The sequence below is a fragment of the Asanoa iriomotensis genome (assembly GCF_016862515.1).
GTDB lineage: Bacteria > Actinomycetota > Actinomycetes > Mycobacteriales > Micromonosporaceae > Asanoa > Asanoa iriomotensis.
The window spans coordinates 38,167-64,163 of sequence record NZ_BONC01000003.1; the positions used below are offsets into that span (position 1 = coordinate 38,167).

31 protein-coding genes, 2 tRNA genes and 1 pseudogene are annotated in these 25,997 nt (G+C 71.1%); 19 read left to right on the forward strand and 15 right to left on the reverse strand.

The genetic code is table 11. The features are described 5' to 3' along the window. The 3 genes from Air01nite_RS03330 to Air01nite_RS03340 form a co-directional block, all read right to left on the reverse strand. Complete coding sequence (locus Air01nite_RS03330) at positions 1-624, reverse strand: thioredoxin-like domain-containing protein (RefSeq protein WP_239090456.1); 624 nt, start codon at positions 622-624, stop codon at positions 1-3. A gap of 37 nt (positions 625-661) precedes the next feature. Continuing rightward, positions 662-1,513: a c-type cytochrome biogenesis protein CcsB gene (gene ccsB, locus Air01nite_RS03335; RefSeq protein ID WP_203700285.1), complete on the reverse strand. Its 852-nt coding sequence runs from the start codon at positions 1,511-1,513 to the stop codon at positions 662-664. A 135-nt stretch (positions 1,514-1,648) separates the two neighbouring features. Further along, on the reverse strand, positions 1,649-2,005 hold the full coding sequence (locus tag Air01nite_RS03340) for a hypothetical protein (protein ID WP_203700286.1): 357 nt from the start codon (positions 2,003-2,005) through the stop codon (positions 1,649-1,651). A gap of 150 nt (positions 2,006-2,155) precedes the next feature. Between Air01nite_RS03340 and Air01nite_RS03345 the strand changes: the two genes are divergently transcribed. Next, positions 2,156-2,692, forward strand: a complete 537-nt coding sequence (locus Air01nite_RS03345) for a copper resistance CopC family protein (RefSeq protein ID WP_239090457.1) — start codon at positions 2,156-2,158, stop codon at positions 2,690-2,692. Between the two features lie 68 nt (positions 2,693-2,760). Next, positions 2,761-4,677, forward strand: a complete 1,917-nt coding sequence (locus tag Air01nite_RS03350) for a bifunctional copper resistance protein CopD/cytochrome c oxidase assembly protein (protein ID WP_203700473.1) — start codon at positions 2,761-2,763, stop codon at positions 4,675-4,677. A 3-nt stretch (positions 4,678-4,680) separates the two neighbouring features. On the opposite strand, the gene Air01nite_RS03355 is transcribed toward Air01nite_RS03350, so the two are convergent. Both Air01nite_RS03355 and Air01nite_RS03360 read right to left on the reverse strand, forming a co-directional pair. Next, positions 4,681-5,586 (reverse strand): aminoglycoside phosphotransferase family protein, encoded by a 906-nt coding sequence (locus tag Air01nite_RS03355; RefSeq protein ID WP_203700287.1) that lies wholly within the window; start codon positions 5,584-5,586, stop codon positions 4,681-4,683. Positions 5,587-5,611: 25 nt separating this feature from the next. After that, on the reverse strand, positions 5,612-6,451 hold the full coding sequence (locus Air01nite_RS03360; protein ID WP_203700288.1) for a helix-turn-helix transcriptional regulator: 840 nt from the start codon (positions 6,449-6,451) through the stop codon (positions 5,612-5,614). Positions 6,452-6,567: 116 nt separating this feature from the next. Between Air01nite_RS03360 and Air01nite_RS03365 the strand changes: the two genes are divergently transcribed. Next, complete coding sequence (locus tag Air01nite_RS03365; RefSeq protein ID WP_203700289.1) at positions 6,568-7,398, forward strand: SDR family NAD(P)-dependent oxidoreductase; 831 nt, start codon at positions 6,568-6,570, stop codon at positions 7,396-7,398. On the opposite strand, the gene Air01nite_RS03370 is transcribed toward Air01nite_RS03365, so the two are convergent. After that, positions 7,374-7,997 carry a TetR/AcrR family transcriptional regulator gene (locus Air01nite_RS03370; protein WP_203700290.1) on the reverse strand — a complete coding sequence of 208 codons (624 nt, stop codon included), beginning with the start codon at positions 7,995-7,997 and terminating at the stop codon, positions 7,374-7,376. The two genes, Air01nite_RS03365 and Air01nite_RS03370, sit on opposite strands and share 25 nt — an antisense overlap. Before the next feature lie 89 nt (positions 7,998-8,086). Here Air01nite_RS03370 and Air01nite_RS03375 point away from each other — a divergent pair, with 89 nt between their 5' ends. The 3 genes from Air01nite_RS03375 (at position 8,087) to Air01nite_RS03385 (ending at position 10,036) form a co-directional block, all read left to right on the forward strand. After that, entirely contained in the window at positions 8,087-9,133 is a 1,047-nt protein-coding gene (locus Air01nite_RS03375) for an aldo/keto reductase (protein ID WP_203700291.1), read from the forward strand. A gap of 343 nt (positions 9,134-9,476) precedes the next feature. Next, on the forward strand, positions 9,477-9,752 hold the full coding sequence (locus Air01nite_RS03380; protein ID WP_203700292.1) for a hypothetical protein: 276 nt from the start codon (positions 9,477-9,479) through the stop codon (positions 9,750-9,752). Continuing rightward, on the forward strand, positions 9,749-10,036 hold the full coding sequence (locus tag Air01nite_RS03385; RefSeq protein ID WP_203700293.1) for a ribbon-helix-helix domain-containing protein: 288 nt from the start codon (positions 9,749-9,751) through the stop codon (positions 10,034-10,036). Before Air01nite_RS03380 ends, Air01nite_RS03385 begins: the two co-directional genes overlap by 4 nt. A gap of 178 nt (positions 10,037-10,214) precedes the next feature. Here Air01nite_RS03385 and Air01nite_RS03390 read toward each other — a convergent pair. After that, positions 10,215-10,292, reverse strand: a tRNA-Leu gene (locus Air01nite_RS03390). A 322-nt stretch (positions 10,293-10,614) separates the two neighbouring features. Here Air01nite_RS03390 and Air01nite_RS03395 point away from each other — a divergent pair. Next, positions 10,615-11,628 carry a multicopper oxidase domain-containing protein gene (locus tag Air01nite_RS03395; protein ID WP_203700294.1) on the forward strand — a complete coding sequence of 338 codons (1,014 nt, stop codon included), beginning with the start codon at positions 10,615-10,617 and terminating at the stop codon, positions 11,626-11,628. Between the two features lie 6 nt (positions 11,629-11,634). Here the strand turns inward: Air01nite_RS03395 and Air01nite_RS03400 are convergent, their stop codons facing one another. Beyond that, the gene (locus Air01nite_RS03400) at positions 11,635-11,925 is read right to left on the reverse strand and encodes a hypothetical protein (RefSeq protein WP_203700295.1); all 291 of its coding nucleotides are present in this window, start codon (positions 11,923-11,925) and stop codon (positions 11,635-11,637) included. Between the two features lie 66 nt (positions 11,926-11,991). Here Air01nite_RS03400 and Air01nite_RS03405 point away from each other — a divergent pair, with 66 nt between their 5' ends. The 4 genes and pseudogenes from Air01nite_RS03405 to Air01nite_RS03420 form a co-directional block, all read left to right on the forward strand. Next, positions 11,992-13,017 (forward strand): response regulator transcription factor, encoded by a 1,026-nt coding sequence (locus Air01nite_RS03405; protein WP_203700296.1) that lies wholly within the window; start codon positions 11,992-11,994, stop codon positions 13,015-13,017. Between the two features lie 33 nt (positions 13,018-13,050). Then, on the forward strand, positions 13,051-13,725 hold the full coding sequence (locus tag Air01nite_RS03410) for an arsenate reductase/protein-tyrosine-phosphatase family protein (RefSeq protein ID WP_203700297.1): 675 nt from the start codon (positions 13,051-13,053) through the stop codon (positions 13,723-13,725). Beyond that, positions 13,715-14,128 carry an arsenate reductase ArsC gene (locus tag Air01nite_RS03415; protein WP_275408178.1) on the forward strand — a complete coding sequence of 138 codons (414 nt, stop codon included), beginning with the start codon at positions 13,715-13,717 and terminating at the stop codon, positions 14,126-14,128. Before Air01nite_RS03410 ends, Air01nite_RS03415 begins: the two co-directional genes overlap by 11 nt. Continuing rightward, positions 14,128-14,850: pseudogene (locus Air01nite_RS03420) on the forward strand (aquaporin); the annotation flags it as partial. The gene Air01nite_RS03415 and the pseudogene Air01nite_RS03420, both read left to right, overlap by 1 nt. 12 nt (positions 14,851-14,862) lie before the next feature. Here the strand turns inward: Air01nite_RS03420 and arsM are convergent. Beyond that, the gene (gene arsM, locus Air01nite_RS03425) at positions 14,863-15,621 is read right to left on the reverse strand and encodes an arsenite methyltransferase (protein WP_203700299.1); all 759 of its coding nucleotides are present in this window, start codon (positions 15,619-15,621) and stop codon (positions 14,863-14,865) included. A 121-nt stretch (positions 15,622-15,742) separates the two neighbouring features. Between arsM and Air01nite_RS03430 the strand changes: the two genes are divergently transcribed. After that, positions 15,743-16,066 carry an ArsR/SmtB family transcription factor gene (locus Air01nite_RS03430; RefSeq protein ID WP_203700475.1) on the forward strand — a complete coding sequence of 108 codons (324 nt, stop codon included), beginning with the start codon at positions 15,743-15,745 and terminating at the stop codon, positions 16,064-16,066. On the opposite strand, the gene Air01nite_RS03435 is transcribed toward Air01nite_RS03430, so the two are convergent. Then, positions 16,063-16,791 carry an ABC transporter permease gene (locus Air01nite_RS03435; protein ID WP_203700300.1) on the reverse strand — a complete coding sequence of 243 codons (729 nt, stop codon included), beginning with the start codon at positions 16,789-16,791 and terminating at the stop codon, positions 16,063-16,065. The genes Air01nite_RS03430 and Air01nite_RS03435 overlap by 4 nt on opposite strands. Continuing rightward, positions 16,788-17,501 (reverse strand): ABC transporter ATP-binding protein, encoded by a 714-nt coding sequence (locus Air01nite_RS03440; RefSeq protein ID WP_239090458.1) that lies wholly within the window; start codon positions 17,499-17,501, stop codon positions 16,788-16,790. The genes Air01nite_RS03435 and Air01nite_RS03440 overlap by 4 nt, the downstream gene beginning before the upstream one ends. A 133-nt stretch (positions 17,502-17,634) precedes the next feature. Here Air01nite_RS03440 and Air01nite_RS03445 point away from each other — a divergent pair, with 133 nt between their 5' ends. Genes Air01nite_RS03445 through Air01nite_RS03455 form a run of 3 tightly spaced genes read left to right on the forward strand, consistent with a single transcriptional unit; the run spans position 17,635 to position 20,170 of the window. Next, the gene (locus Air01nite_RS03445; RefSeq protein ID WP_203700302.1) at positions 17,635-18,780 is read left to right on the forward strand and encodes a sensor histidine kinase; all 1,146 of its coding nucleotides are present in this window, start codon (positions 17,635-17,637) and stop codon (positions 18,778-18,780) included. Further along, complete coding sequence (locus tag Air01nite_RS03450; protein ID WP_203700303.1) at positions 18,777-19,460, forward strand: response regulator transcription factor; 684 nt, start codon at positions 18,777-18,779, stop codon at positions 19,458-19,460. The genes Air01nite_RS03445 and Air01nite_RS03450 overlap by 4 nt, the downstream gene beginning before the upstream one ends. Continuing rightward, positions 19,457-20,170: a YqjF family protein gene (locus Air01nite_RS03455; RefSeq protein ID WP_203700304.1), complete on the forward strand. Its 714-nt coding sequence runs from the start codon at positions 19,457-19,459 to the stop codon at positions 20,168-20,170. Before Air01nite_RS03450 ends, Air01nite_RS03455 begins: the two co-directional genes overlap by 4 nt. On the opposite strand, the gene Air01nite_RS03460 is transcribed toward Air01nite_RS03455, so the two are convergent. Genes Air01nite_RS03460 through speB form a run of 3 tightly spaced genes read right to left on the reverse strand, consistent with a single transcriptional unit; the run spans position 20,154 to position 22,629 of the window. Beyond that, positions 20,154-20,567 carry a VOC family protein gene (locus tag Air01nite_RS03460; protein ID WP_203700305.1) on the reverse strand — a complete coding sequence of 138 codons (414 nt, stop codon included), beginning with the start codon at positions 20,565-20,567 and terminating at the stop codon, positions 20,154-20,156. The genes Air01nite_RS03455 and Air01nite_RS03460 overlap by 17 nt on opposite strands. Positions 20,568-20,571: 4 nt before the next feature. Beyond that, positions 20,572-21,579, reverse strand: a complete 1,008-nt coding sequence (locus tag Air01nite_RS03465) for an MBL fold metallo-hydrolase (RefSeq protein WP_203700306.1) — start codon at positions 21,577-21,579, stop codon at positions 20,572-20,574. Positions 21,580-21,630: 51 nt separating this feature from the next. Continuing rightward, positions 21,631-22,629: an agmatinase gene (gene speB / locus Air01nite_RS03470; RefSeq protein ID WP_203700307.1), complete on the reverse strand. Its 999-nt coding sequence runs from the start codon at positions 22,627-22,629 to the stop codon at positions 21,631-21,633. A gap of 178 nt (positions 22,630-22,807) precedes the next feature. Here speB and Air01nite_RS03475 point away from each other — a divergent pair, with 178 nt between their 5' ends. Both Air01nite_RS03475 and Air01nite_RS03480 read left to right on the forward strand, forming a co-directional pair. Then, positions 22,808-23,221, forward strand: a complete 414-nt coding sequence (locus Air01nite_RS03475; protein WP_203700308.1) for a hypothetical protein — start codon at positions 22,808-22,810, stop codon at positions 23,219-23,221. Positions 23,222-23,274: 53 nt separating this feature from the next. After that, complete coding sequence (locus Air01nite_RS03480; RefSeq protein ID WP_203700309.1) at positions 23,275-24,216, forward strand: hypothetical protein; 942 nt, start codon at positions 23,275-23,277, stop codon at positions 24,214-24,216. A gap of 3 nt (positions 24,217-24,219) precedes the next feature. Here Air01nite_RS03480 and Air01nite_RS03485 read toward each other — a convergent pair whose 3' ends face one another. Continuing rightward, positions 24,220-25,017, reverse strand: coding sequence for an S-methyl-5'-thioadenosine phosphorylase (locus tag Air01nite_RS03485; protein ID WP_203700310.1), 798 nt, complete (start codon positions 25,015-25,017; stop codon positions 24,220-24,222). 132 nt (positions 25,018-25,149) lie between these two features. On the opposite strand from Air01nite_RS03485, the gene Air01nite_RS03490 reads away from it, so the two are divergent. Then, on the forward strand, positions 25,150-25,740 hold the full coding sequence (locus Air01nite_RS03490; protein WP_239090459.1) for a YqgE/AlgH family protein: 591 nt from the start codon (positions 25,150-25,152) through the stop codon (positions 25,738-25,740). 74 nt (positions 25,741-25,814) lie between these two features. Next, positions 25,815-25,887, forward strand: a tRNA-Ala gene (locus tag Air01nite_RS03495). Positions 25,888-25,997 lie beyond the last annotated feature (110 nt).

The following is a 25,997-nucleotide window of genomic DNA, read 5'->3' on the forward strand; positions in this document are numbered from 1 at the left end:
CTAGCTTCCTTGGGGATTGAGGTCGCGCGGAGTGGTGCCGGTCGCGGTGATGCCGCCGGGGCAGGGCGCTCCCTGCTCGGGTCCGGCCTTCATCCGGGCCGCGCCGATGAAGTCCCGGATCTGTTCGTCGGCCGCGTCGTCGACGGTGAGCCGGTAACCCCAGGCCTGCAGCGAGATCGCCGCGTCGAGGTTGTCGTGCGGGCTCATGAACATGAAATCGACGCCGCGCACGTGCTCGGCCAACCGCGCGACCTGGTCGGCGGGCAGGTCGGGGCGGTAGGTGACCCAGACGGCGCCGTGTTCGAGGCTGTGCGTGGCGTGCTCGGCGGCGATGGGCGCGTCGTAGACGTCGCCGGCGCAGTTCTGCCACGAACTGTTGTGGCTGCCGCCCACCGACGGCGTCACCTCGTAGGTCAGCGGTCCGGACTTGTGTGCGCTGGTCAGCCACGCGGGATTGGTGCTGGCGTAGTCGGTGACCCCGGCCAGCCCGGTCAGCCGGTCGTTCCAGGGACGGGCTCCGCGCCAGGAGGCGAAGGCGGCGTATCCGATGATGAGGACCGTCGCCAGTCCCACGGTGGTCCACAGGCCGATGACGCCCCACTGCCGCGGGGGTTTGGTCGGCACGCGCTTGTTCTTGGCCATCATTGTTCGTCTCCCGGGTTCAGGTGCCGGCATATGAATGCAGGCCGGATATCAGCAGGTTCACGGCGAAGAGGTTGAACATCATGGTCAGCCAGCCGACGACGACCAGCCATGCGGTGAGCGGGCGGCGCACGCTCGGTGTGGCGCGGGCATGGAGATAGCCCGCGTAGACGACCCAGGAGATGAACGCCCATGTCTCCTTGGGATCCCAGCCCCAGTAGCGTCCCCACGACGCCTCGGCCCAGATGGCGCCCGCGACGACGGCGAACGTCCACACCGGAAAACCGAAGGCGTGGAGGCGGTACGTGAGCCGCTCGAGCACCGGTGCGGCCGGCAGCCAGGTGGCGAGCGTGGCGGCGAAGCCGTCGGGTGTCGACTTGGCCCGCACCCGGATCAGATAGGCCACCGCCGTGCTGAAGCCGACCATGAAGACACCGGAGGCGATGGCGGCGGCGCTGACGTGGATCTTCAGCCAGACCGAGTTGAGGGCGGGGACGAGCGGGCCGGCCGGGGCGTACAGGCGGAGTGCCGCGAAGCCGAGCAGGAGGAGCGCGGCGACGCAGACATATAGACCCAGGGGGCGCCAGGACGGGTCACGGAGGGCCGCCACGAGCCAGGCAGCGACGCCCGCGAGGGTCAGGGCGACGATGAACTCGTACATGTTGCCCCACGGCACCCGTTCGGCCGCGAGGCCACGGGTGACGAGACAGCCGGCCTGTGCGACGACGGCCGCGCCGGTCGACCACAGGCCCGCGGCACCGACGATGACAGGTGCGCGGTCGGTCATCGCCTGACTCGCGGCATGCGAGACCAGGGCGACGAGGTACAGGAGCAAGGTCAGGATCAACAGTTGGTCGGAGGTGGCGGCCATCAAGGTCCTTCGGTGGCGCGGTTGGGCACGGTCGAGCGCGACGACCGGTGTGTAGCGACCGTCGTCGGGCGTAAGTGGGGCAAGGGTTCAGCGCCGCGCCACCATCCGGGGGCGCGGTTCAGGCTGAATCGGCTCCTACGTGCGCAACACGCAAAGCTGTGCGAGGCTCAGCGACCCGCCGGGACTGGACCGCAACTGTCCACTCTGGTCGGTGCGCGTGCCGGCCTGTGCCGACTCGCCGCGCGCGGCGAGCTGTGGCGTGGGACTGCCGGCCGCCGCCTTTGCCTGGGCGGCACACGAGCCGACGGCGTCCGCGTGGCCGTGGGTCGCCTCCGACTCCTCGGCGACGACCTGTGGCTGCGCGGCGCTGGTCGGCGTGAGCACTCCGGAGGCGCACTGATAGCCGTGCAACAGCAGCATGGCCAGGACGGCGAACGCGACGACCGCACGCGACGCACCGGCCCGTGGGCGAAGGCGTGCGGCGCGTGTCACGACGACAGGGTACGACACCGTCTTGCGCGTCGACCGATCACGACCGGTGTCTGCGGCGCGCTGCCCGCTCCCAAGCAGGTTAGATAACTTGGCGGGAACTCGGCCCACCCTGCGAGCGACCAACTATGCGTCCCTTAGGAGGTCGTATCCGTGACACGGTGGTGGGTCGCCGCGGTGATGTTCGGAGCGCTGACCGCGCTGCTCGCCCCCGCGCCGGCGTGGGCGCACAACGAGCTGCGCGGGTCGAACCCGACGGACGGGGCGCGGTTGTCGCAGTCGCCGACGCGGATCGTCGTCGACTTCGCCGAGCGGCTGGACCCGAAGTACACGCGGATCAGCGTCAGCGACGCCGCCGAGGATGCGGTGGTCGCCGACCCGCCGACGGTGACCGGGACCCGGGCCGTGCAGCCGCTGGGTGCGCTGGCGGCCGGCGCGTACACCGTCGCTTTCCGGGTCGTCTCGGTGGATGGCCATCCCGTGCAGGGATCCGTGACGTTCAGCGTGACCGCGTCGGCCGCTGCCACATCCGCCAGCGGCTCGCCGACGGTGTCGATCGCCGCCGTTCCCCAGTCCGACGACGGCGCCCTCGGCCCGGTCGTCGTCTCCGGCCTCGCGGCGGTCGCGGTCGTCCTTGTGGCTGGGTTCCTGCTTCTTCGACGACGTCGCGACCGGATGCCCCCGTCGTGAGTTCGCCGAACCCCGGCCGGCTGCGCGGTTGGCCGGCCATCGCGGCGATCAGCTGCGCCGCGGTGACGATGGCGGTGTTTCTCTGGTACGGCGGAGCTGTCCGCCGCGAAATCTTGCCGGGTCTGCCCGATCCGGGTTTTCTGACCGCATGGGCGCTGCCCGCCGCGCGGCTCGGTAGCCAGTTGTTCGCCACCGCGACGATCGGGTTGCTGCTGGCTGCCGCGGCTTTGTCGCCGTGGGGTGAGCGAGGGATGCTCTCGGCGTCCGGGTACCGGCGGGTGCGGGCGTGTGCGTGGACGGCGCTGTTGTGGTGTGGGTCCAGCGTCGCGGCGTTGTGTTTCACGCTCGCGGACCTGCTGGGTTTGCCGGTTGGTCAGGCGGTGTCGGTCAACTCGGTGGTCAACTTCGCGACGACGGTGCCGTTGGGGCGTGCGTTCGCCCTGTCGGCGTTCTTGGCGGCCGCCGTCTTTCTGATCTGTTGCGCGACGTTGCGGGTCCGTGGTGCCGTGATCGGGTTGGTCGTCGCCGTCGCCGGAGTCGTCCCGCCGGTGTTCACGGGGCATGCCGCCGCCGCTTCCAACCATCAGCTTGCCGTGTCCGGTCTGCTGCTGCATGTCGTGCCGGTGACGGTGTGGGCCGGTGGGCTACTCGCGCTGGTCCTCACCGGCCGGGCGTCCACCGAGCAGCAAGCGATCGCGGTGCGGCGGTTCTCGCGCATCGCCGTCACCTGCGTCGCGTTGGTCGCCTTGTCCGGGCTGCTGTCGGCGTACGCCCGGATCTCCTCGTGGGACGCGCTGTTGACCTCACACTACGGACAGCTCGTGCTGGTCAAGACCGGGCTGATCCTGGTGCTCGCCGGTCTCGGCTGGTGGCAGCGGTCCCGGGCCCTGCCCGCCATGGTCGCCGGCAACCGGCGCCGGTTCACCGTCACCGCGACCGTCGAGATCCTGGTCTTCGCCGCGACCATGGGCACGGCGGTCGCGCTGTCCCGCACGCCTGCGCCCTTCGTCGGCCCGGAGGAGTCGGTCGCGCAGTCTTTGCTGGGCTTCCCGATGCCGGCACCGCTGACGGTGGCCCGGCTGTTCGGGTCCTGGCTGCCGGAACCGTTGTTTCTGGTCGCCGCGCTGGCCGCCGCCAGCCTCTACCTCGCCGGCGTGATCCGGCTGCGCCGCCGCGGTGACTCGTGGCCCGTCGCTCGTACCGCGGCGTTCCTGGCGGCGTGCGCCCTGGTCGTGGTGGCTACCTCGAGCGGCCTGGCGCGCTACGCGCCGGTGCTCTTCAGCGTCCACATGGTCCAGCACCTGCTGCTGATGATGATCGCGCCGATTCTTGCGGCCCTGTCCGCTCCGGCCACGCTCGCGCTGCGTGCTCTCCCCAAGGCGTTCGACTCGTCCTGGCCGGGCCCGCGCGAATGGCTCAAGGCGGGCTTGAGCTCCCGCGTCGCATCCGTGGCCACGCAGCCGTTGGTGGCCCTGGGTTTGTACGTGGTCAGCATCTACGCGATGTACTTCACGGGCCTGTACGAGCTCGCCCTGCGGTCGCACGCCGCACACCTGCTCATGGTGGGCCATTTCCTGCTGGTCGGATACCTGTTCTTCTGGTCGGTCATCGGCCTGGATCCCGCACCTCACCGCCCGAGCCACCCGGTGCGGATGCTCATGGTCCTCGTCGCGATGATCCTGCACGCGTTCCTGGGCGTGGCGCTCATGCAGTCGGGCACCCTGCTCGCGGCCGACTGGTTCACGGCCCTGGCCCGCCCATGGGGGCCGTCGCCGCTCGACGACCAGCGGACGGCCGGTGGCATCGCCTGGTCCTTCGGCGAGCTCCCGACCCTGGTCGTCCTGGCCGCCCTGTTCGTGCAGTGGTCGCGAGCCGACAAACGCGAACAGCGCCGCCTGGACCGCGCGGCGGACCGCGGCGAGGACGAGGCGCTCGCCGCGTACAACAAGATGCTCGCGCAACTCGCCGACCGCGACGGCCGCTGAACCCTAGGGGGTCGCGGCGGTGAGTCGTCGCAGGGCAGCCTGGGCGGGCGGCCCCCAGGTGGGTTTGCCGCCGGGGCCGTCGTCGTCGCCGATGAGGATGCCGCTGAGGACGCGGGCCATGGCCCAGCCGCGGGTGCGGCGCATGGTGGCGGTGTCCGCGGTCGGCCGGTAGGCCGCGTAGAACTCGTCCGTGCTGTGGTCGGGCAGCAGGAGCCAAGCGGCGGCGAGGTCGTAGGCGGGGTCGCCGGCGCAGAGGTCACCGAAGTCGACGACGCCACAGATGGTGCCGTCGGCGGTGAGGACGTTGGCCGGGTGGAGGTCGGCGTGGATCCACAGTGGCGGGCCCGTCCATGGCGGCGCCGTGACCGCGTCGTGCCAGACGGCGCGCACGGCGTCCGGGTCGCGAATCAGCCCGCGTTGCGTGGCGGCGGCGAGCCCGGCGGCGAACTGGTCGGCGCGGTCGGCCAGCGGCCCACCGCGGTCGCGACCCGCGGGCGCGCCGCCAGGGGCGGGTTGGTGAAGCGCCGTCAGGAAGGCGGCCAAGGATTCGGCCGCCTCCGCGCCGCGCGTGACCGGGATGCGGTCGGCCGGTGTGCCGGGAACCCAGGTGGTGATGAGCCAGGGTCGGGGGAACCGTGCGGAAGGTTCGCCGAGTCGCTGCGGCACGGGGATCGGCAGCGGAAGGCGTGTGGCCAGCGAGGGCAACCAGGTGTGCTCGTTGTGCAGCAGTTGGTCCGCGGACGCGGTCGCCCAGGGAACCCGGACGGCGAGGTCGTCACCGAGCCGCCAGAGCTGGTTGTCCCAGCCACGCGCGCCGAGCCGCACAGGGCGATCGGCGAGGTCAGGATGCTGGTCACGGACCAGACCCCGGATCAGCTCCGCGGTGATCTCGACCCCGCCATCCCTCATGCGTAGCAACGGTAGCGGCGGCTTTCTACCGTGCCGGGTCTGGCCATCCTCCGGCGAGGCCGAGCAGCGTGAGCCGTTCGGCCGTCGGAGTGCCGGGCAGCGGTGAAAAGATGGCGAGGATCTGGGAACGGTCCTCGTCGACGAGGAACTGGCAGTCGAAGTCGAGCAGCCCGACCTGGGGATGCCGGATCCGTTTGTGGCGACGGCGCAGCACCGCGACGTCGTGCAGGTTCCAGAGCGCGGTGAACTCCGGGCTGTCGGCCAGCAGGAGCGACACGAGCGACCGGGCCGGAGCATCGTCGCGGCGGGTCACCGCGGCGCGCAGGTCCGCGACCAGCGCGCGGGATTCCGCGCCATGGTCCTCGACGGGGTAACCGTTGCGCGCGGCGGGCTCGCAGAACCAGCGATAGATGAAGCTCTCCGTCAAGCTGTCCCTGCCGGACGGAGGGCCGAAGACGGCACGCGCCAAACCGTTCTGCACGAGGGTCTCGCCGAGATCGGTCATCACCTGGGCCGGCACGTCGGTCAGCGCGTCGAGGACGGTGAGCAATGCCGGGGCGACATGCCGATCGTCTCTGTGGCGTCCGGGGACGGGGTGACCGGTGAGCCGGTAGAGGTGGTCGCGCTCGTCCTGACTCAGCCGCAGCGCACGGGTCAGCGACCGCACCACGACCTCGGACGGCACCGCGGTCGCCCGTTGCTGCTCGAGCCGGGTGTAGTAGTCGGTCGAGACGCCGGCCAGGGCCGCGACCTCTTCGCGTCGCAGTCCCGCGGTCCGCCGCCGGCCGGCCGCGGGCAAGCCGACCTCGCCGGGGCTCAGCGCGGCCCGGCGCGTCCGCAGGAAGTCGGCCAGTTGCGCATCCACCGTTTCAGTGTCCGCGCCGCGTGCTCGGTTGCCAGGGTGAAACTCACTCTGCCAAGGCCACCGGAACCGCCGCAGGCTGGATCGCGACCGATCCGATCGATCTTGGGAGCAGCACCATGTCCACCTGGTTCCTCACCGGCGCTTCCCGCGGGCTCGGCGCCCACTGGGCCGAAGCCATCCTGGAGCGTGGCGACAACCTCGCCGCCTCGGCGCGCGACGCCGCGACGCTGAAGCCATTGACCGACCGCTACGGCGACCGGGTGCTCGCGCTCGAGCTGGACGTCACCGACGTCGCCGCCGTCGACGCCGCGGTCGACGCGGCCGAGCAGCGCTTCGGCGGCATCGACCTGCTCGTCAACAACGCCGGGCACATGCTGCACGGGACGGTGGAGGAAGTCAGCGCCGAGCAGGCCCGCGCGCAGATGGACGTCAACTACTTCGGTGCGCTGTGGACCACGCGGGCCGTGCTGCCCGGCATGCGCCGGCGTCGCGGTGGCCGGATCATGCAGGTCTCCTCCATCGGGGGCCTGGTCGCCTATCCGGCGTTGGGCATCTACCAGGCGTCGAAGTGGGCCCTCGAAGCGATGAGCCAGTCGCTGGCCGCCGAGGTCGCCGCCTACGACATCCACGTCACGCTGATCGAGCCCATCATGTTTCCCACCGACCTGGCGGCCGCCTCACCACAGGCACCGCGAATGCCCGCGTACGCGCATGCTCACGAAGCCCTCTACGCCGGCGCGGCCAGCTCCGGGTTCGTGCCCGGAGACCCCGCCGCCACCGCGCGGGCGATCCTCGCGCTCGCCGACACCCCGAACCCGCCGCTGCGCGTGCTGTTCGGCATCAACGGGCTTGACGCGCTGCGCACCGAGTACGCCGGCCGCCTCGCCGGGCTCGAGGAATGGGACCACATCTCACGGCTCGCTCAAGGCGTTGCCGGGCGCCGGTAGACGCCGTACCACCAGGTCTGTGCCAGTTCGTGAGCGAAGGCGGCGTCGGCGGCGGGTTCGCGGAGGGTGATGTGGTCGACGATGGCCCGCTCGCCGCCGATGACGATCAGCCGGGCGACGCTGACCAGGTCCACGCTCGTGGCGACCCGGCCGGCCTGTTGCTCGGCGCGCAGCAGCGCCGTCGTTCGGTCGACGAACTGGGTGAGCCCGTCGTTCCAGAAGTCCCGCACGGTCGCGTCGTAGCCGGCGACCTCGTTGATCGCCCGTACGACGGCGGCATGTTCCCGGTAGATCCGCAGCACGTCCCGGAAACCGCTCGCCATCCCGTCGAGGCCGTCCGCGGGCGTCCATGCCGAGGCGACGCCGAAGGACGTGGTCACCATGTCGCTGGCCAGCCGCATGACCAGGTCGACCTTGTCGCGGAAGTGCGCGTAGAAGGTCGAGCGGGCAACACCGGCCTCGGTGGCGATCTGCTGCACGCCGAGCTCGGTGAAATTGGCGCCGGCCGTCAACAAACGCCGCGTCGCGGCCAGGATGTCCGCCTCGGCCGACGTGGGCCGGCCGGGGCTCGCGGCCCGGCGCCGTGTGATGGATGGCACGGCCGCAACACTACACCCTGCCCGGACACCGTGTAGCGTAATTGTCGGACACGATGTCCGGACAGCGTGACGTGAGAACGGGGCAGATCATGAAGTACCGGCTGCTGGGGCGCACCGGCGTATGGGTTTCCGAAATCGCTCTCGGCACCATGACCTTCGGCGGCCGGGACCACCCGAACCCCGTGCACCGCATGCTCGGCGCGCTGGGCCAGGAGGAGGTCGACCGAGTGGTCGGCACGGCGCTCGACGCCGGGATCAACTTCGTCGACACCGCCGACGTGTACGCGGACGGCGAGAGCGAACAGTTGCTCGGCCGGGCCATCGGGAACCGCCGCCGCGACGTGGTGATCGGCACCAAGCTGCACGCGCCCGTCGGACCGGGTCCCAACGACCAGGGCCTGTCCCGGCTGCACGTGATGCGGGCGCTGGAGGACAGCCTGCGCCGCCTCGGCACGGACTACATCGACCTCTACCAGATCCACAACCACGACCACGTGACGCCGATCGAGGAGACGCTCAGCGCGCTGGACGACGCCGTGCGGCAGGGCAAGGTCCGCTACATCGGCAGCTCCAACCTCGCCGCGTGGCAGATCAGCAAGGCACTGGGCGTGTCGGCCCTGCACAACCAGGCGCGGTTCGTCTCCAACCAGACGCACTACTCGCTGGTCTCCCGCGACGCCGAACGCGACCTGGTGCCGATGGCTGAGGACGCGGGCCTGAGCCTGACGGTGTGGAGCCCGCTCGCCGGGGGCTTCCTGTCGGGCAAGTTCGACCGCGGCGGGGTGGCCGCCGAAGCGGATTCCCGCCGGGTCCAGGTTGGCAGGGACTTCGTACCGTTCGACGAGGAGGCCGGCTTCGCGGTCCTCGACGTGCTGCGGGAGGTGGCGGCACGCCACGAGGTCACCCCGGCGCGCGTCGCCATCGCCTGGCTGCTGGCCCAGCGCGCGGTCACCAGCGTCGTGGTCGGCGCGCGCAAGCTGGAGCAGCTCACGGACAACATCGCCGCCAGCGACCTGACCCTGACGGCCGCTGACCTTGCCGAACTCGACGAGGTCAGCCGCCCGCCGGTCGCCTACCCGAACTGGATCCAAGCGGCCTTCGGCCCCAACCGCATCCCGGCCGCCAACCGGGATTAGCCGCCGCGCAAGAGGTCGAGGAAGTGCTGACACGCTTCGCCTTCGGTCCGGAAGGTGCGTAGGCCAGTCTTCAGTCCGCGCTCGGCGTAGTAGACCTCCCAGCCTTCTAGACCGTGGTCGAGCACGTAACGTTCGCCGGCTCCGGGGCCTCCGTGCAGCCGGTAGCTGTCCGGTGGAAGCCCACGCGCGCAGTTCCGTGTCGTACTTGGCGAGCAGCCGGATCGGGCCCTCGTCGAAGCGTCTCTGCCCAGAGGACTGGCCGTCCCAAGGTCCCGAGCGACGGTGACCGCGTGCGCGTTCGAGTGCGGTCGCCGGAATGTTTTACGCGTTATACGCTGTCTGGGTGACCGAGCGGGAATACGGCTGGACCGAGGCCGGCAAGGCGAGCGCGGCACGGCACGGGGTGTCCGCGCGGGAGACGATCGAGGCGCTGTTCTCGACCCAACGGATCGAGAACCATCTCGGGACACTTCTGCTCGCGGTGGCCGGCTCGGCCGATTCGGCGCGGGTGATCGTGGTTTTGTGCGAGCGGACAGGCGGGGTCAACAGCTACGCGATCCTGGCCGCGCGACCGGCCACGCCCGAAGAGGTCAAGCAGTGGATGGAGGGAACGCGATGACGGTGCACCCGGATCCCAGGACCATGAGCCGGGACGAACTTGTGGCCTACTTCGACAGCGGCGGAGACATCTCGGAACTGCTGCGCGGCGCCGCTGTCGGTCCGGACCTCGGCCCGGCGCCGGATCCGGAGAGCGTCCCGATGATCGTGACCGGGGTGCGGCTCTCCGCGGCGGCCGTGCAGCGACTGGACGAGCTGGCCGGCAACGACAAGGCAGGCCGGTCAGGTTTGATCCGCCGGGCGATCGACGAGTTCCTGGCGCGGCATACACCCGAAACCGCCTGAACAGCGGCGTCGTGACGCAGGCCAGCGATGTCTGAGCCAACGTGCCGTTGGATCTGACGTCGCATACCGCGGACCGCGGCCACCCACCGTGGGGTCTCCGGGGGTCGCCCCCGGAACCGGAATGCCAAATGGCTTCCTAGTCCGTGGCCGCGAAGCGGACACGGACTAGCAAGCCATTTGGTGGGGTCGGCGGGACTCGAACCCGCACTGAAACGGTCCTAAGCCGTTTGCCTCATGCCAATTGGGCTACGACCCCGCTCTGGTATACCAGCTAGCGCGACTTGTTGGAACAGGTTAGTGGACACTCGATCGGATGACCCGGCTCTGGTGCACGTGTTTCAGCAGTTAACACATGCGACGAAAGGTGAAGTTGACTCGGGCTGGACGCTTGCTCGCTAACCTGATTGCACGTGGTCACGGGTGGACGGGGGTCGTCGATGACCAGCAGTAATGCCATGCGTGCCATGGCGGCTGGCGCGGTTCTGGCGACGTCGTTGGTGGTCGCGGGTGCGTTGCGATCGACTGTTGAGCCGGGTCCGTCGGCGGAGGCGGTGGTCGCGCGTGGCGCGGACGGGCGCGTGGCAGCTGCCCCCGGTACGCCCGGTGCCCCGCCTGCGGTCGGCATACCGGTCAACGGCAGTGGGGCCGGTCTTGCGACCGCGGCGCCGGGGGAGTTGCCCGAGGGTTGCGCGGCGCCGGACCGACGCATCGACCTGTACGCCGAGGAGTTGCCGCCAGACCCGCGGACCGGTCAGGTGCGGCTCGGTTACGGGCTCACTCCGGAGACGGCCGACTATCCCGGGCCGACGCTGGAGATGATCGAGGGTGAATGCTTGGCGCTCACCCTCTACGACGAAGTGCCGTCGGAGACGCTCGAGGCGCTGCGAACCGACCCGGACCAGCCGCTCGGTGTGTCCGTGCACGCGCACGGTGTCAAATACACACCCTCGTCCGACGGTACGGCGCACAACGACTCGTACGTGGCGCCGGGCGAGTCACGCACTTACTACTGGTATGCCAAGCCGGGGACGGCCGGGTACTGGTGGTACCACGACCACGTGGTCGGTGGTCCACATGGGACGACCGGCATCGGGTCAGGGTTGCTCGGCGGGCTCATCGTCCGCCGGCCGGACGACGTGCGGCCCGACCGCACCTATGTGACCGCGTTCGGTGACGGGCAGACCATCAATCTGCGGCACGGGCCCAACGTCGACACCTGCGACCCGCAGGATCCCCGGCCCAGCAACACCTGCCTGGTCGCTGTGGTGGGTGAGACGGTGGAGTTCGTCGTCATCGGCATCGGGAACGACACCCATACGTTCCACATACACGGCCACTCCTGGGCCGACACCCGAACCGGCCGTGTCGACAGCACCGACCGGGCGCTGGTCGACTCGGTCCGGGTCATCGACAACAAGACGCTCGGCCCCGGCGATTCGTTCGGTGTGACGATCACCGCTGGTGACTCGGTGGGTCCGGGGCACTGGATGCTGCACTGCCACATGCAGTTTCACACCGACGCGGGGATGTCGACGATGCTGCACGTCCTGGACAAGAACGGCAGGATCCCAGCGCATGCCGACCACCACTGACCCTCGCTACCGGTCGCTGTCGGGTGACGTGAGGATCCGGGTCTGGGGTGTGCCGGCCAGCGCGGGTGCGCGGTCGGGATTGGACCAGACCGTGGTCCGCAGGAAGACGAGGAACTGCTGTGCGGCCGCGACCGTGGCGAAGTCCAGGTCGACCGTGACGTACCGCTGATCGTCGACCGGGCACAGGATGCGGTGCTGTTGGACCCCGGCGCGGTCGCGTGCGGTGGCGAACGAGTTGAACGTGCGCCGCCAGGTCTCGTAATCGGTGATCGGGTGTTCGATTCTCAGCGTTGGCATGACCCGACGCTACGTTCGCCGTGTCGGCGGACATATCCCAGATTTCTGGGTAGTTACCGTTGGTCCGTGCGGGACGCCTCGGCTCTGCAGCGGTTGCGCCACATCGGCGTCGCCGCGACGGAGTCGCGCGCGCTGCGCGCGGCCGCGCTGGCCGAGATCGGCCGTGCCGTGCCCTTCGACGCCTGTGTCTGGCTGCTGACCGATCCCGAGACGTCGGTGGGGATGTCGCCGTTGGCGTGGGTGCCGCCATCGCTGATGCCCGAGCTGCCGCGGCTCATCCGGCTGAAATACCTGACGCCGGTCAACCGGTGGACCGCGCTGTCCGGGGCCGCGCGCCTCGACGCACCCGAGACGAGCCTCGTGTGGCGGGAACTGCTGCACGCTCATGGCGTCACCGACGTCGCGTCGCTGGCGTTCCGGGATCGCTACGGCTGCTGGGCTTTCCTGGACCTGTGGCGGCTCGGCGGCACGTTCACCGACGGTGAGTTGGCCTTCCTGGACGACGTCGCGTCGCTGCTCACCACGCATCTCCGGCGGTGCGTCGCCGGCTGCTTCCAGACCGAGGACAGAGGTACGCTCGAACCCGGCCCGGTGATGCTGCTGCTCGACGCCGGTCTGAATGTGCTCGGCCAGACCCCGCGGACCGGCGACTATCTGGCCCGGCTGCTGCCGGACGCGGACCCGCAACCGATTCCGGCCGCCGCCTACAACGTCGCCGCTCAGCTTGTCGCCGTCGAGAACGGCGTCGACGCCGGGCCGGCCCTGGCACGCATGCATCTCGCCGGCGGACGGTGGCTGACCATGCGCGCCGCACGCCTCGGCCCGACCTTCGATCAAGACGCGCAGATCGCGGTGACCCTCGAGGACAGCTCCCTGCCGGACCGCACCGCCGTGTTCGCCCGCGCGTGCGGGCTCACCGCGCGCGAGACCGAGTTGCTCCAGCAGCTGACGACCGGCGCGGACACCCGCACCGTCGCCACCCGGATGTTCCTCAGCGAGAACACCGTCCAGGACCACCTGAAATCGATCTTCGACAAGACCGGGACCCGCAGCCGCCGGGCTCTGCTCTCCCGGGCGGCCGGCACGGGTTGACGTGGGCCCAGTGCCTCAATCATCATTGAGTCAATGAACGTTGAGTCTCTTGAGGCAAGGGCTCGGGTGCACGCCGCCCTGGGCGAGCCGGCGCGGTTGGCGATCGTCGATCGCCTCGCGATCAGTGACGCCTCGCCGGGTGAGCTGGGGCAGCTGCTGGGGCAGCCCACGAACCTGGTCGCGCACCACCTTCGGGTGCTGGAAGCGGCCGGTTTGACAGCCCGCAGCCGATCCGAGGGCGACCGTCGGCGCAGCTACCTGCGGCTCGTGCCCGAGGCCCTCTCGGGGCTGCTGCGCCCGGCCTTCTCGGTCCCCCCGCGCGTGGTGTTCGTCTGCACCCACAACTCGGCGCGTTCCCAATTGGCCGCCGCGTTGCTGGGGTCGCGCACCTCGGTGCCGACGGCGTCCGCCGGGACCGAACCCGCCGACGCCGTGCATTCCCGGGCGGTCGCCGTCGCCCGGCGGCACGGTCTGGACCTGTCTCGCGCCCGGCCGGCCCGCGTCGACGAGGTGGTCGAGGCCGCCGACCTCGTCATCTCGGTGTGCGACAACGCCCACGAACACCTGCCGATCTCGCGGTTGCACTGGTCCGTGCCCGATCCCGCCCGACACGACACCGACGAGGCGTTCGAGCGCGCGTACGACGACATCGCCGGCCGGGTGGACCGGCTGGTTCCCGTCTTGGAAGGAGCCACCCGTGACCGCTGACCGGCGTCCCGCCGTCCTGTTCGTGTGCGTACACAACGCCGGGCGCAGCCAGATGGCCCTCGGTTTTCTTCAGCACCTCGGCGGCGAGCGGGTGGTCGGGTGGTCCGGCGGGTCGGAGCCGGGCGACAAGGTCAATCCGGCTGCCGTCGAGGCGATGCGGGAGCGGGGCATCGACATCTCGCGCGAGTACCCCAAGCCATGGACCGACGAGGTCGTCGAGGCCGCGGATGTGGTCGTCACCATGGGTTGCGGTGACGCCTGCCCGTTCTTTCCCGGCAAGCGCTACCTGGACTGGGAGCTCGACGATCCGGCCGGCAAGGGCGTGGCCGAGGTGCGGCCTGTGCGCGACGAGATCGAACGGCGCGTGCGCCACCTGCTCAACGAACTCGGCGTGCCGGCCTGATGGAGCGAACCCGGCGCGCGCTCGCCGAATTCCTTGGCACCGGCCTTCTCGTCACCGCCGTCGTGGGTTCGGGCATCATGGCCGCCCGACTCTCACCCGGGAACATCGGCCTGCAGTTGCTGGAGAACTCGATCGCGACCGCGTTCGCGCTCGCGGTCCTCATCATCGTGTTCGGGCCGATCTCCGGTGCGCATTTCAACCCGGTCGTCTCGCTCGCCGACTGGTGGCTCGGTCGCCGCGACCGGTCCGGCCTTCCGACGAGCGACCTAGCTGTCTACATCGGAGCACAACTCCTCGGCGCGACAGCGGGTTGTGTGCTGGCGAACCTGATGTTCGACGTCCCGGCCGTCACCTTCTCCGCGACCGAGCGCACCGGAGCCCCACTCTGGCTGGGTGAGGTCGTCGCCACCGGCGGCCTGGTGCTGCTCGTCTTCGCGCTCGCCCGCACGCACCGCGCGTCGATCGCGCCGGCCGCCGTGGGCGCCTACATCGGCGCGGCCTACTGGTTCACCTCGTCGACGTCGTTCGCGAACCCTGCCGTGACGGTCGGCCGCGCGTTCACCGACACCTTCGCCGGCATCGCGCCCGCCTCGGTGCCCGGGTTCGTCGTCGCACAGCTCTTCGGCCTGGCCGTCGGCGTCACCGCCCTGCTCGCGCTCTATCCGAACGCCGGCGAGACCGGCGACGTGCCGGCCGCCCCCGTGGCAACGGCCGGCACCGGTCGCGACGCCTGACTAGGCAGGCTTGCGCGCGCGGACGATCGCCGAGTGCATGCCCTCGGCCGCCTCGTGGGTGGGCGTGATCTCCACGTCGACGAACCCCGCGTCGACCAGACCCTGCCGGTATTCGGCGAAGGACAGCGCGCCGGCGATGCAGCCGACCCAGTTGCCGCGCTCCGCCCGCTGCGCCGGCGTGAGGTCGTCGCCGGCGACGACGTCCGAGACGCCGAGCCGGCCGCCCGGCTTGAGGACCTCGAACGTCGACGCGAACACCGCCGGTTTGTCCGTCGACAGGTTGATCACGCAGTTGGAGATCACCACGTCGACGCTGCCGGCCGGCAGCGGGATGTCCTCGATGTGGCCGCGGAGGAACTCGACGTTGGTGGCGCCCGCCTCGGCCGCGTTGCGGCGGGCCAGGTCGAGCATCTCGTCGGTCATGTCCAGCCCGTAGGCCTTGCCCGTCGGACCGACCCGGCGGGCGGAGAGCAGCACGTCGATCCCGCCGCCGGAGCCCAGGTCCAGCACCGTCTCACCCGAGTGCAGGTCGGCGACCATCAGCGGGTTGCCGCAACCCAGGCTCGCCTCCACCGCCGCGGCCGGCAGTTCTGCCCGCTCGGCGTCCGAGTAGAGCTCCCCGAGCGGCCCTTCGGCCGGTGGGGCGCACGAATCGGACGATCCGCAACACCCCTCGCCCCCCAACACCTTGATCGCCGCCGCCGCATACCGATCTCGTACGTCATCCCGCGTCACCGGCAACTCGTACCCCGTGGCCATCTCGATCCTCCTGATTCGATGACTGTCAAGACAAACACTTGCACGTTGTTTCGACAGTTGTCAAGATGGAGCGGTGGAACTGGAGATCACCGACGTCAGCGCCGGCGCCTGCTGCCCGCCGATGGTCGACGAGGCGTTGACCGAAGCGGCCGCGGTCGACCTCGCCCGGGGCTTCAAAGCGCTTGGCGACCCCGTGCGCCTGCGCCTGCTCTCGATGATCGCCGCCCGCGCCGGCGGCGAGATCTGCGTCTGCGACCTCACCGACGCGTTCGAGGTCAAAGGCCCGACGATCTCCCACCACCTGCGCGTTCTCCGCGAAGCCGGCCTGATCGACGGCGAACGCCGTGGCACCTGGGTCTACTACCGGGTCATCCCGAGCGCCCTGGCGCCGCTGTCGCAACTCCTCGACACGTCGGCCCTGGCACTCGCGGCCCCAACGACCTAGGCGACGTCGCGGCGGGCGCCGACGGTCAGGGCCAAGACCGCGAACGCCGCCGCATAAACCGCGAGCACCCCGGCCGCCGCCCCTTGCGTCAGGCCGACGTCGCCCGCCATCGGCACGCGGCCCAGCGCGCTCGCGGCCGTGAACGGCAGCCACTTCGCCGCCGAGTCGCCGACGAGTTGGCCGACCGCGGTCTCGACCAGCGCGATCCAGACCAGCGCCCCCGCCACCGCCGCGGCGAGGTTGCGCACGAGCGCGCCGAGGCCGACACCGACCGCCCCGAAGACCGCGTTCCAGACGACCGCGCCGCCCAACGTCCGCCACAGATCCCCGTCGTCGATCCAACCCGAGGTGCCGCCGAGGAACGCGAACGTCGTCACCAGCGCGGTCGCGGTGCCCACCAGACCGAAGACCAGGCCGGCGAACAGGTGGACCACGAGCTTGGCCGCCAGCACCCGGCCACGGCGCGGTGTGCCGAGATACGTGTCGGTGACGGTCCGATGCCGGTACTCGCCGGCGACCGCGGTGATGCCGAGCACCAGCGGGAGTAGGGCGAACAGGCCGACGTGGGCGGCCGCGTCGTCGACCAGCGCGACCCGCTCACCCGGGTCGGCGGAGGCCAGCGGCCCCGCGACGCCGACGACGACCAGCGCCTGTGCGGCGAGGAGCAGGATCCACGGGCCGCGCACGGTACGCAGCTTCAACAGTTCGGTGGCGACGAGGGTCATGCGGGCGCTCCGGTCAGGCGAAGGAAGGCGGCTTCGAGGCCACCGGTCTCGTGGGCCAGGTCGGTGACCGGTCCGTCGAACATCAGCTGTCCCTGGTGGGCGACCAGGACGTGGTCGACCGTCTGCGCGACCTCGGCCAACACGTGACTGGAGACGAGAACGGTGCGTCCCTCGCCGGCGAGCCCCCGCAGCAACTCGCGCAGCCAGGCCATGCCGGCCGGGTCGAGCCCGTTCGCGGGCTCGTCGAGGATCAGCACGGGCGGGTCGCCGAGCAGGGCGGCCGCCAGCCCGAGCCGTTGCCGCATGCCGAGGGAGTAGCCACCCACGCGCCGATCGGCCGCGCCGGTGAGGCCGGCCTGGTCTAGGACCTCGTCGACCCGGGCGGCGGGCAGGCCGGCGTCGCGGGCGGCGATCCGCAGGTGGTCGCGGCCGCGGCGACCCGGATGGAAGCCGGTGGCTTCGAGCAGTGCGCCGACGGTACGCCGTGGGTGCGCGAGCCGCGCGTAGGACTGCCCGCGGATCAGAGCCTCGCCCGAGGTCGGCGCGATCAGGCCGAGCAGCATCCGCAACGTCGTCGTCTTGCCGGCGCCGTTGGGCCCGAGGAACGCGGTCACGCGGCCCGGCGGCAGGTCGAAGGTCATGTCCCGCACGGCCTCGACCCCGCCGAACCGTTTGCCGAGCCCGCGGACGGAGATGTCAGGTGTAGTCACAGCGTCCACTGTGGCCAGCCAGTACCGCATCGCGCGTCGCCCACGCGCGGCATCTTCGACGTACCGCGACGGCGGTACGTGCCTAGGTCGTCCGCCCGACGCCGTCAGCCCGAGAAAGTCCTACCGTGGTGGCATGCCTGGTTTGCCGCGCGGCGCCGCGCCGTGGACACGGTCCGACGTCGCGGTCGCCGCCGTCGTCTACGTCGTCACCGTGGTCACCACCGTGGCGGGCGAGGGCCGATGGGACGCCAGCACCGCCACGATCGCCGCGGTGGCCTGCGGCGTGCTGGCGCTGCGTCGGGCGTACCCCTTCCCGACCCTGGTCGTCACCGCCGTCGCCGCCGAGGCGCACCTCATCCTGATGCACGGCGGCGCCAGCGTCGTCGTCCTGGCGGCACCGTTGATCGCGCTCTACACCGTGGCCGAGTCGACCTCCAGCGGCCGGGCGTGGCCGATCGGCGTGCTCGGCGTCGCCGCGTTCCTCAGCGTCCACGAACTGGTCCTGCCGACCGCCTGGCTCGGTGCCGAGAACCTCGCCCTGGCCGCGTTCGGCGGGCTCGCCCTCGCCGCCGGGCACGCCGCTCGGAGCCGCCGGGCCTACCTCGCCGAGGTCGAGGCCCGCGCGGCGCACGCCGAAGCCGACCGCGACGCCGAGGCCGCCCGCCGGGTCACCGAGGAGCGGCTGCGGATCGCCCGGGACCTGCACGACGACATCGGCCACTACCTGGCCCTGATCCACGTGCAGGCCAAGGTCGCCGATCACCTGCTCGACGCCGAACCGGGCCGGGCCCGCGAGGCGATCACGCATGTACGCGAGGCGAGCCGCACCGCCCTGAGCGAGTTGGGCGATACCGTGGCCGTCCTGCGCCGGCCCGACGAGCCGAGCGCCGCGCCGATCCCGTACGCCGTCTTCGACGACCTGTTCGTCCAGTTCCGCCGCTCCGGCCTGCGCATCACCGATCGCCTAGAGGGGTCGGCCGACGCCGTGCCCGTGGCCGCCGGCCGCACCGCCTACCGGGTGTTGCGCGAGTCGCTGACCAACGTCTGCCGGCACGCCGGCCCGACCTCGGTCGACGTCGTGCTCACGTTCGCGCCCGACGAGCTGAGGATCGTCGTGGAGAACCGGCCCGGCGCGGCGCCGCCCGCGAGCCAGGCCACCGGGCACGGCCTGATCGGCATGCGCGAGCGGGTCACCGCCGTCGGCGGCCGGTTCACAGCCGGGCCGCTCGGCGACGGCGGTTTCCGGGTCAGCGCGGCCCTCCCGATCGGTGCCGCATGACCATCCGCGTGCTGGTCGCCGACGACCAACCGCTGGTCCGGGCCGGCTTCGTGCTGTTCATCGAGGCCGCGCCCGATATGCGCGTGGTCGGCGAGGCGGCCACCGGTCGCGAAGCCGTCAGCCTGGCCCGCTCGACCGGAGCCGACGTGGTCGTCATGGACATCCGCATGCCCGACGTCGACGGCCTCGCCGCGACCGCGCAGATCACCGGCGACCCGGACCTGGCCGCCACCCGCGTGCTGATCCTGACCACGTTCGACGTCGACGCGCACGTCTTCCAGGCGTTGCGGGCGGGCGCGAGCGGGTTCCTCGGCAAGACCGCCGAGACCGACGACCTGCTGCGCGCGATCCGCCTCGTGCATCGCGGCGACCAACTGCTCTCACCGGTCGCGACCCGCGCGCTGGTCGGCCGCTTCCTGGCCCAGCCGGAGCCGGCCACGAGCGACGGTCCGCGACTGCGCGCCCTCACCGACCGGGAACGCGAGGTGCTGACCCTCGTCGGCCTCGGCCTGTCCAACGACGACATCGCCGCGCGCCTGGTGGTGAGCCCGCACACCGCCAAGACCCACGTCAACCGGATGATGACCAAGCTCGGCGCGCACGACCGCGCCCAACTCGTCATCCACGCGTACGAGTCGGGTCTGGTGCATCCGGCCGCCCGTCGTAACGTTGAGCCGTGAGCGTCTCGCCGGTGGTCGAGCGGCCGGTCATGTTCCAGACCTGGCGCGATCTGACGTTCCTGCACTGGCGCTACCCGGCGCCGGTGGTGCAGAGCATGCTGCCGCCGGGCCTGACGGTCGAGACCCACGACGGTGCCGCCTGGATCGGGCTCGTGCCGTTCGTGATGGCCGGCGTCCGAGCGCCGTTCGTGCCGGCGGTGCCGTGGCTGTCGCGCTTCCCGGAGACCAACGTCCGCACCTACGTGCGTGGTCCCGACGGGCGGTCCGGCATCTGGTTCTTCTCGCTCGACGCCGCGCGGCTCGCGCCCGTGGTGGTCGCCCGGCTCACCTACGCGCTGCCGTACCACTGGTCGCAGATGGACGTGCGCATCGACGGCCCGCGGCACACCTATCGCAGCCGCCGGCACCAGCACTCCGACCGGCGTTGCGACGCCACTGTCCAGGTCGGCCGCCCGATCCCGGAGCCGAGCGCGCTCGAGACCTTCCTGACCGCCCGGTTCCGCCTCTACACCGTCTGGCGTGGCGGGCTCGTCGCCGCCGACGCCCAGCACGGGCCCTGGCCGCTGCGCACGGGTGAGCTGGAAAACCTCGACCAGAACCTGCTCGAAGCCGGCGGCCTGCCGACGCCCAGCGGCGACCCGCTCGTGCACACCTCGGCCGGCGTGCTCGTGCGGGTCAGCGGCTGGCGCCGCGTCACGAACGATTCGTGATCTGCTGCACCGCCCACGCGTTGCCGTCGGGGTCGGTGAAGTTGACGAACCCCACGTTGTTGAGGTCGTCGCCCTCGCGGCGCTCGCGCGGACCGGTCTCGCCGTACACGACGATCTCGCTGACCTCGACACCTCGGGACACCAACTCGGCCCGGGCCGCGTCGAGGTCGTTGACCACGAGCTGCAGGCCCTTGAGCGAGCCGGGCGTCATGTCAGGAACCGCGCCGAAGCCGATCACCACCGAGCAACCCGAGCCCGGCGGGGTCAGCTGGACGATCCGGAAGCCCGGGCCGGCCGTGTCGTGGTCGACCGCGAAACCCAGCCGCTCCGCGTAGAACTGCTTCGAACGGTCCACATCGGAGACCGGCACGACGACGACTTCCAGGGTCCAGTTCATCCGCTCAGGCTAGCCGCCAGTGGTCCACCTCGCCGTCCGCCCGCAGCACCGTGCCGCGCCGGGCCAGGTGCGCGAGATGCGCGTACGTCTCACCCACCGCCGAACGCCGGATCATCCCCAGCACCTCTGGCCACGGGCGCGACCAGGTCAGTCGCTCCGCGATGTCCCAGGTCGTGGCGTCCGGTGCGGTCGAGACCAGGCCGACCACCTCGGCCAACCGCGCCGCGTGGTGCGCGTGCAAGGCCGTGACCCGGTCGCGCAGGCCGGCGAACCGGTATTCGTGCGCCGGCAGCACCTCCTCCGCCGGCAGTTCACCCGTGCGGGTGAGCGATTCGAGGAAGTCGCCGAGCGGGTCCGCGCCCTGTCCTGGGTGGAGGGTGATGTTGGGGCTGATCCGCGGCAGCACGTGGTCACCGGCCAGCAACAGCCGCCGCTCCTCGTCGAAGAAGCAGAGATGCCCGGCCGTGTGCCCGGGCGTCCACACCGCACGGACGCCGCCCGGCAGCAGCTCGCCGTCGTCGATCAGCCGGTCCGGCGTTGCCAGCTCACGGAACCGCCGTGCGTCCCGGGCCATCTCGGCGACATCGACGTCAGAGCCGCCCCGGGCGCGTACCCATGAGGTCATGGTCGATGAATCCGCGCGGCCTTCGACGGCCGCGGCGTCGAGCGCGTGCATGCCGATCCACGCGCCGGATGCCTCCCGGACCCGGCCCGCCAGGCCGTGATGGTCGGCGTGCCAGTGCGTGATCAGCACGGCCCGCACGTCGGTGAGCGCGTAACCGCAGTCGGCCAAGCCGGAGACCAGGGCGGCCCAGGCGTCGTCGGTCGGCCAGCCGGCGTCGACGAGGGCCACGCCGTCGGGCAGCGCGAGCGCGTACACCAGCACATAACGCAACGGACTGCCGGCCATCGGCACCGGGATCGACCACAGGCCAGGCCGGACCGGCTCTACCGGTGGCAGCTCCTTGCGCTGCCAGGCGGCCCGTTGCGCGGTGCCGGTGACCTCGACCATGCCTCGATCAGACCGCGACCGGCCGGTCAGGACAATCGCTGGTGACCAATTTCATCGGTCGAGCAGCGGCCTGGCCGGATCCCAGACCACACCACGACGGCGGTACGCGATGGCGGACAGCGCCTCCAGCACGACCCGGTTGGCGAGGAAGGCGGTCACCTCGGCATGGTCGTACGGCGGCGACACCTCGACCACGTCGACGCCGACCACCGGGAGCTCGAGGCAGACGCGGCGGACGGCGTCGAGGAGCTGGCGCGAGGTCAGCCCGCCGGGCTCGGGCGTGCCGGTGCCCGGTGCCATGCCTGGGTCGACCACGTCGACGTCGACCGAGAGGAACACGCCGTCGCAGTCGTCGACCGCCGTCGCGAACGCCTCCGTCAGGCACGCGTCCAGGCCACGGGCGACGATCTCGCTCATCTCGTACGCCCGCATGCCCTGCGCCGCCATCCAGTCCAGCGTTTCCGGACCCGGCCAGTAACCGCGCAGGCCGATCTGCAGGAACCGGTCGCCGCGCGCGGCACCCGACTCGATCAGCCGGCGCATGGGCTGGCCGTGGCCGAGCAGCGAGCCGAACTCGGTGTCGCCGGTGTCGGCGTGCGCGTCGAAGTGGACCACGGAGACCCGGCCGAAGCCGTGCGCGCGGGCCACGCCGGTCACGTCGGGCAGCGCGATCGTGTGGTCGCCGCCGAGCACGACCGGTATCGCGCCGGTGCCCGCGATCGTCGCGACCGCCGCCTCGATCACCCGGACGCTCTTCTCGATGTCGCCGGAGAAGCACTCGACGTCGCCGGCGTCGTACACCTTGATGTCCTTGAGCCCGTCGGTGCGCAGCGCGAGCGACGGACGCGAGCCGTCGTGCGGCAGGTAGCAGGCCTGGCGCATGGCCGACGGGCCGAACCGCGTGCCGGGCCGGTGCGAGGTGCCGCCGTCGAACGGCGCGCCCAGGATAACCACGTCGGCGTCGGCCCAGGCCGCCGGCTCGTCGAGGTCGCACGGCGGCACGCCGAGGAAGGTGATGTCGGGGCCGTACATCGCGCCGTACCTGGTCATGGTCAGCCAGGCTAGCGGGTCCGCCGGTGCCGTTGGGTTGCCTGGTACGAACGGGTTTCGCCCTTCCTCTTTACAGCGCGCCGCGGGCGCGGTCACTATCGGTGCAAAGGTCTTCGAGACCGGGAGGTGTGCGGTGGGCGGCACACAACCGACATTTGCCGATGCGGTTTCCCTCCAGGTGGCGCGCCGGCATCGGGCGGCGTTACTGCGCGAGATCCAGATGTTCGAGCACGCGATCGCGTCACCGAGCGCGGAGCCGGGCTGGCGTGAGCGGATGAGCAACCGGCTGCGCGCGCTGCGCGGCGCGTTCGCGGAGCACATCGTGGTGACGGAGGGCGAGGACGGGCTCTACGCCGAACTGCTCGAACACGCGCCGCGGCTGCACCGGCGGGTCCAGGTGCTGACTCGGGAGCACGCCGTGATCGCGGTGTCGATGTCGGCGTTGCAGCGCCGCGCCGACCTGCCGGGCGCGCGGATCGAGGAGCTTCGGGGTTGCGGCGGTGAGATCCTGCGCGCGCTGTCCCGGCACCGGCAACGCGGGGCGGACCTGGTTTACGACGCGTACGAGACCGACATCGGGGGAGAAACCTGACCTGTTCGGGTGATCTCGCGGAACCGGCCTGGGTGCATAACCGTCAGAACGGCATGGGTTTCGTACGGGCGGGTCGTCTCGCCGCCGTCGTCGGTGGTGTCCTTGTCGTGGCGCTGTCGGCGTGTGCCTCGCCGGGCAGTGTCGGCGACGGCGGCGGGCTTGGTGCACCGGACCATCAGGCTGTCGAGCAATGGGCGGCCGAGGTCGCGGATGCCTGGTCACCTTCCGGCGAGGGATGGTCGAAGGGTTTCGTGCCGCTCCAGTCGCCGGTCACGGTCGAGGGGTCGATGCTCGAGCCCGAGAAGCGCGCGCTGGCGGCAGGTTGGTGGGAGTCGGCGGTTTCGCTGCCCGGCGACCGGCCGGCCCGCGGGACCGTGCTGTTCCGTGACGGGCCGCTGCCGGTCTCGGTGTTGAGCGCCGCGGAGGCGTACCAGAAAATGGATCTTGGTGATCCGCCGCCCTGCTCCTCAGAGGCTCCTTCTCCTGTCGCGCCGTCCGCCGGGCCTGACGGCTCTGTTTCGGGGCCCGCCGGTGGTGACTGTGTCGGGTTGACCGTGCGCGGGGCGTCGCTGGCCACGATCGAGATGCGCACGAGCCGCGGGGTCGCGACCGTGCCGGCGTGGCGGTTCCAGATCGACGGGGGCCGCGCGGTGCTGCACGCGGCGGTGGCCGACCCGTCGCCGGCCCCGTCGGCCGCGGCGACACCCAGCCGCGCGGCGCCGCCGGGGATGGTCGCGGCGCAGCACGTGACCGGGGTCGACGGGCTGGAGGTGCGCTACGTGCTCGGCGTCGGCGCCTGCGACCGCGAAATCACGCCGCTGGTCGTCGAACGCCCGCACGTTGTCGTCGTCGCCGGCGGCGTCACCCGCACCGACGGCGTCTGCACCGACCAGTTGCTGCTCGAACCGGTGAGCGTCGCCTTGACCGACCCGCTGGGTGACCGGCCGGTGCTCGACGCGTTGACCGGGGCACTGTTGCCGGTGGGCTTTTCTTAGTGCTCACGGCAGCTCGATCGGCAGCTTGAGGCCGTCGAGCGCGTGGCCGCACGGGCAGTCGCGGTCGAGTGGGATGGTGGCCAGCGCGTCCATCAGGATGCCGCGCAGCTTGGCGGTGTTCTCGCCGAAGACCCGGAAGACCTCCTCGTGGGTGACGCCGTGGTCGCCCTCGACGCCGGCGTCCAAGTCGGTGACCAGGGCGATGGTGGTGTAGCAGAGGGCGAGCTCGCGGGCCAGGACCGCTTCCGGGTAGCCGGTCATGTTCACGACAGCGCCGCCGATCGAGGTGAACCAGCGGGACTCGGCGCGGGTGGAGAATCTGGGGCCTTCGACGACGACCATGGTGCCGCTGTCGGTCGGGTTGATCTCCTTCGCGGCCCGCTTCAGCGTTTCGCGGCCGACCGGGCAGTAGGGGTCGGCGAAGTTCACGTGCACCGCGCCGCCGTCGTAGTAGGTCTGTGTGCGGCCCGAGGTGCGATCGAGGAGCTGGTCGGGGATCACGAAGGCGCCCGGGCCCAGCTCGGGGCGCAGGCCGCCGACGGCGCAGGGTGCCAGGATCTGGCGCACGCCGAGTTGGCGGAGGGCCCACAGGTTGGCGCGGTAGGGGATGCGGTGGGGCGGGAAGCGGTGGTCGCGACCGTGCCGCGGCAGGAACGCGACGTTGCGGTCGCCGACGCGCGCCACCGTGATCGGGTCGGACGGCTTGCCGTACGGGGTGTCGACGTCGTGCTCCGTGGCGTCGTCGAGCAAGGCGTAGAGACCCGAACCGCCGATTACCGCAAGCTCCGCAGGTGCTGTCACTTTCATCCCTCTCGCCGAGGCTGTCAGCCTTAACCATGGCCGTAGGTCAGGCTAGGGTGCCAGACATGTGTTGCGCGTGGGTGGTCGCGCCTGATGTCCTGTCCCCGTGCGGCGGGTTCGGGGGGTAGGCGCGTGCACGGCGAGGGGCAGGCGATCGGGGGCCGGTCGATGGAGTCGATGACCGGTCGACTCCTGGTGGCCACGCCGGCGCTCAAGGACCCGAACTTCGACCGCACGGTGGTCCTGCTGGTCGCACACGAGCCTGGCGGGGCGTTGGGCGTGGTTCTCAACCGGGCGACGGAGGTAGCGGTCTCGGACGTCCTGGGCGCCTGGGGCACGCTGGCCCGCGACCCGGCGGTGCTCTTCGAGGGCGGCCCGGTCCAACCGGAGTCGGCGATCTGCCTGGCCCGCATGCGCGCGCAACGCCCACGGATGCGCGGCTTCCATCCGGTGTCGGGCTCGATCGGCACGCTGGACCTGTCGATCGACCCGGAAGCGCTGCGGGAGAAGCTGACCTGCATACGGGTGTTCGCGGGATACTCGGGTTGGTCACCGGGCCAGCTCGAGGAGGAGATCCAGAGCGGCTCGTGGTTCGTCTTCGACGCCCTGCCGGGTGACGCCTTCGTCGACCGCCCGGACGACCTGTGGCCGATGGTCCTGCGCCGCCAGGGCGGCATCCTGTCGGCGGTGGCCCACTTCCCGGCGGACGTGGCCCTCAACTGACCCACCCTGCAAGATGACCCCGCGGTGGGGCATGTGTAATATTGCGCGAGTGCCCGGGACACCGGGTGCGATTTGGGGCCGTGGCGCAGCTGGTAGCGCACCACACTGGCAGTGTGGGGGTCAGGGGTTCGAGTCCCCTCGGCTCCACAAATGGGCCCTGTTGGATTTTGCTCCCGAGCAAGATCCAACAGGGCCCATTTGTGTCGCATATTCCTATTCCGGGGGCGACCCCCGGACCCCACGGTGCGGTGGTTGCT